Raw genomic sequence first — 3522 nt, forward strand, 5'->3', positions numbered from 1 at the left:
AATCTGAATGGCACTACACGGAAAATTTATCCTGAACGGCGCTGATTACGCACCTTTCAATCTGTACGGGGTAGGGGTGTTTATGGCGCACTCTGGAAAAGGGGTATACAGAAACAAAGGAGCCTGTGGCGCAATTCCGAACGATGGACCATTACCACCTGGAAAATACTGGATTGTTGAACGCGGCTCTGGTGGCCTCGGATCATGGGCTAAAGCCAAGGCCCAAGACCTGTTTAATAAATTCTATTATGGAACGGAATTTGGGCGCGATGAATGGTTTGCGTTATATCGTGACGATTGGGGCATCGACGATGGTACTTGGATAAATGGCGTTTATCGAGGGCTATTCAGGTTACATCCTGGGACTGTTTCTGAAGGTTGCATAACAATAGCCCACAATTCAGATTATGCATTGATAAGAGACGCACTATTAAGAACAACTCCAATGCAAGTTCCCTGTATGCGTTCGCTTATGGCTAAAGGCTGGGTAGAGGTAATTAATGGTTATAGCAACACTTGCCCGTAAGACCTTCAAAGTCGCATTTTATATTGCTATATCCTGGATAGTAGGACGTTCATTAGGAAGTCCCGAAACCTGGATAAATTCAGACTTTGCCAATCAACTAGGGCATATGATATACGGTCCCGGAGATATTGGGGCTGACAACTTCTATGACCTTTATTTTTACATTTCAGTAATCACTATCTTTCCAATAACATCAATTATTTACATTTCGATAATGTTGTTATTCAGACATAAAAGGAATAAGTAAAATGCCAATCCCTCCATATATGTGGTTAAAAGACGACGGAGGAGCAGACATTAAAGGCTCCGTCGACGTCCAGGATCGCGAAGGAAGTATCGAAATCATTGGGATGAGTCATGGCATCAATCTACCTGTGGATAGCTCCAATGGCAAAATTACAGGTACCCGCCAGCATTCATCCATGATGATAGAAAAAGAAGTTGATAGCTCAACACCATACCTCTACAAGGCAGCGGCCACAGGCCAGACACTCAAAAGCGCAGAAATACGCTTCTATCACATAAATGATGCCGGGCAGGAAGTTTGCTATTACACAGTGCTAATGGAAAATGTAAAAGTAACCGGCGTTAATTGCGGCGTTCCCAACGTAAAATTAGCGGGTAATGATAAAATGAATCATGTTGAAAGTGTCAGTTTGCAATATGAAAAAATTACCTGGCGAATAGTTGATGGAAACATCCAATATACTGACTCATGGAACGAGCGCCCAACCGCGTAATTGTGCGGGTAATTTGCCCCAGCCTGAAAGGGGGGATTTAACATAACCCCTTAATTGTACGCACCACTAAAACGCGCTGAGCGCGATTCTGACGCAAAAACCGTAAAAATGGATGTTTACCCTGGGGAAACAGGAAAAATGCGGCAGAAACGTTTTCAGCGCATTGCATGACTATGCATGAAACTGAATAGCGATCGGTTTGGGCACGTCCAGTGTCCCTGAAGCTTATTTTCGGATGTTTTCAACCCTGAAAGTCGCCACTCTGCTCGGGGATTTTTTAATCGCCCTGTTCCTGAATTATTGCGCGTTTCCTTGCCTCTCTTTTCTCCTGCTTGATTTTTTTCCTGAGCAGTATTTGTGCCCAGATGCGATCATTCTCTTTCGGTTTACCCGTCGGCCTCCCTTCCAGATCTATACGTTCCCGCCCGTTCGACAGGGCACGGTAATATTTCTTGCGACTCGTATACAGCGCAACCGCTGCTTTTATCACCTCATAAGGGAATGGTAATCCCCGCTTTTTCGCATCAGCGACAAGATCTTCCGTTATCCCGATTTTCAGCGGTTGCGGATTATCAAAATTAAATGCCGCTGACCAGAAGCCTTCCAGAAGTGCGCGGGTCTCTTTTTTATTTTGCTCTTTCTCTGCCGGAGTCATGTCTTCCCGTTTCCCGTTCGTTGTCGTTCGTCTGAGGTGTCAGGCTGTGCCCTGACCAGGCGTTTGTGGCACTGCCGGCACTGGTGGCGGTGCTACAAAACATATCCTGTCCCGTCGATGGGGCAGGATATCACGTCCGTTCGTTTTCATCGTCCGGGGTGCAGGGGTGGCACTCCTGCCAGGCGTTTTGCTGAACGGCCATCACCGATGGCGGTTCAACAAAACATATCCTGTCCCGCCTTTGCGTTCGCCGTTCGCGCATCGCTGGCCAGAACTGACTAACACACTGGCCATCACGCCGGGTCACGTTGTCAGATGTTAAAAAATCACGCGGTAAACGCCGTTATGCGCGGGTTTGCACATGCAGCTTCCGTGCGTCACTTTGTCAAAACGTCAAAGTGACGCACATCAGGAACCGCCGGAACGTTCATGTTGATGACGGCAACATGCACACAACGCAGACAGAAAATCGCGCACATATTCAGCAAAAAATAAGCGTCACGGGGTGTTAATTTCGCGCAGCCCACGCACGACGGGGCTTGTGTGATAATTTTCAGTGACGTCACCTGGCGTGATGACCAGGTGACGCACAGCCGGACGTAAACACCAGTAACGGAGACGGAAGAACGTGAACAAACAGCAGCAGACCGCGCTCAACATGGCGCGATTCATCAAAAGCCAGAGCCTGACGTTGCTCGGGAAACTGGACGCACTGGATGCCGACGAACAGGCCACCATGTGCGAACGGCTGCACGAACTGGCGGAAGAACTCTGTAACAGCGTACAGACACACTTTGAAGCGCAGTACAGCACGGAACCATAAAAGGGCTGGCGAAAGCGGTCGCGGCTTGTCCGTGAGCGTTTTCGCCAGCAGACAAGCCCGGAGGGCGCGTCAGGTCATGGGCTGAAAGGAACTCCAGGGCGTAAGTGCTCAAATCAGACTTACGGGGAAATTCCGCTTCCTCGCCCACTCGCTCACTACGTTCGGTCGCTGGGGCTGCGGCGAGCGGTAACAACGATCACAGCGGATCAAAATGATCTTTAAGCGCTAAATGTACAAAAGCCCCGTGACAGAATCACAGGGCTTCGGTACTCTAATTCTTTGCAGATACCTGCCAGGATCAGACGTGAGAATCTAAATCCTAGCAGGGCTGGCTAGCCTTGTCACTACCAGCTTAATACCATCCAACGACATTAAACCCATATCTGCACCTTAGACGCTCAGGTCTACGCCCCGGACTCCGGCAGGATAAACAGGCAACTGGTGGAAACGTAACCTAACCGCGAAAGAGTTAGGCTCTACCCCGTCTCGCTGTACGATAACAAGCACCTGATAAAATGAGCGAACAAGGCAGTAGTAAGCGGCAATGTGCGATTCTCAAACGTCAACGCAACGCCCACACAATCAAACCCTTGCAAGGTGAGAAAAACGAGCTAGACGAAGGTCGCGCCGCTCCCCGTCTTTTCTGGTGTACCCACCACGGGGGCATTAGGCATGTTATGGTTTTTTGCTAGTATATCCACAATGTTAGAATGGATTTAGGGCAATCTGAATGGCACTACACGGAAAATTTATCCTGAACGGCGCTGATTACGCACCT

Annotated in this window: 4 protein-coding genes; 3 read left to right on the forward strand and 1 reads right to left on the reverse strand. The window is 48.8% G+C overall.

The annotated features are described in order from the left end of the window. The first annotated feature begins 82 nt into the window (after nucleotides 1-82). Nucleotides 83-526 carry a DUF2778 domain-containing protein gene (locus GXK57_RS26040; RefSeq protein WP_202127794.1) on the forward strand — a complete coding sequence of 148 codons (444 nt, stop codon included), beginning with the start codon at nucleotides 83-85 and terminating at the stop codon, nucleotides 524-526. 248 nt (nucleotides 527-774) lie between these two features. Continuing rightward, the gene (tssD, locus tag GXK57_RS26045) at nucleotides 775-1266 is read left to right on the forward strand and encodes a type VI secretion system tube protein TssD (RefSeq protein ID WP_089643540.1); all 492 of its coding nucleotides are present in this window, start codon (nucleotides 775-777) and stop codon (nucleotides 1264-1266) included. A 277-nt stretch (nucleotides 1267-1543) separates the two neighbouring features. On the opposite strand, the gene GXK57_RS26050 is transcribed toward tssD, so the two are convergent. Beyond that, the gene (locus tag GXK57_RS26050) at nucleotides 1544-1921 is read right to left on the reverse strand and encodes a ProQ/FINO family protein (RefSeq protein WP_049590576.1); all 378 of its coding nucleotides are present in this window, start codon (nucleotides 1919-1921) and stop codon (nucleotides 1544-1546) included. A 628-nt stretch (nucleotides 1922-2549) separates the two neighbouring features. Here GXK57_RS26050 and GXK57_RS26055 point away from each other — a divergent pair. Further along, nucleotides 2550-2744: a Rop family plasmid primer RNA-binding protein gene (locus tag GXK57_RS26055; protein WP_049590575.1), complete on the forward strand. Its 195-nt coding sequence runs from the start codon at nucleotides 2550-2552 to the stop codon at nucleotides 2742-2744. The last annotated feature ends 778 nt before the right edge of the window (nucleotides 2745-3522 follow it).

It is taken from the genome of Clostridium sp. C8-1-8 (genome assembly GCF_009928445.1).
Taxonomy (GTDB): Bacteria; Bacillota; Clostridia; order Clostridiales; family Clostridiaceae; genus Clostridium_AR.